Genomic DNA, 762 nt, shown 5'->3' on the forward strand with positions numbered 1-762 from the left:
ATTTTATATAAGTTAAAGATATGTTTTGCTTGTAAATAGATTCAAATTTAGAATCTTGTTTGCTGTTTTTGCTAAAACCCATCCTATTGATTTATATATCCTTAGTTATATCTCCATAACTCTCTTCTTTATAGATATTGTCTCTTGTTTCATATATTTTTATCAAGTATCCATTGATTGCTCTTGTGCTTTTCTATCTCCCAGCTTATGGGAATGGTTTTATCACTGAATAATCTTGCAGGATAATGCTTTGATATATTTTTGGCACATAAGGGAAGCCATTGGGCAGATTCCCACAAAAATGCTTGGGACGCTTAATGTATCATCAAGCGATAATCTATACGCAGCTCCCCTATGCCACCAAAATCTTTAGAGAAAAATATTGAATCAGGACGAGCGTCATTATTTAAAATCAATAAGGATATGCCCCGCTATGACTGCTTAAGATAAAGATTTGTGTATTATCATAAATCCTCTCATCTTTAAGCCATTGTATAGTATCTTTCAAATATATAAGAGCGCATATTTCTGTATCATAATGCTGATAATAATAGCTTTTGTGTTCTTCTTTTATGTATTTCATTTGCTCTATATGAGAATATTCACTCTATACACTTTTTGCTTACTAAAATGTAGACATTTGCCATTATTATAATATAAGCTATAAAGCACAAAGTGTAATTAAGTATTTGGCTTATATCAAATTGAGAAATATCACTACTCTATACAGCAAAAGGTGTAAAGACACATACCATAAAATAT

2 protein-coding genes are annotated in these 762 nt (G+C 30.3%); one reads left to right on the forward strand and one right to left on the reverse strand.

Annotated features, from left to right (window positions below; all coding sequences use genetic code 11):
- The first annotated feature begins 250 nt into the window (after positions 1-250).
- Positions 251-373 (forward strand): hypothetical protein, encoded by a 123-nt coding sequence (locus tag QZ289_RS10415; protein WP_295702312.1) that lies wholly within the window; start codon positions 251-253, stop codon positions 371-373.
- 39 nt (positions 374-412) lie between these two features.
- Here the strand turns inward: QZ289_RS10415 and QZ289_RS10420 are convergent, their stop codons facing one another.
- A complete protein-coding gene (locus QZ289_RS10420) occupies positions 413-583 on the reverse strand; it encodes a hypothetical protein (RefSeq protein ID WP_295702314.1) in 171 nt (56 codons plus the stop codon).
- Positions 584-762 lie beyond the last annotated feature (179 nt).

The sequence above is a fragment of the uncultured Helicobacter sp. genome (assembly GCF_910577135.1).
GTDB lineage: Bacteria > Campylobacterota > Campylobacteria > Campylobacterales > Helicobacteraceae > Helicobacter_C > Helicobacter_C mastomyrinus.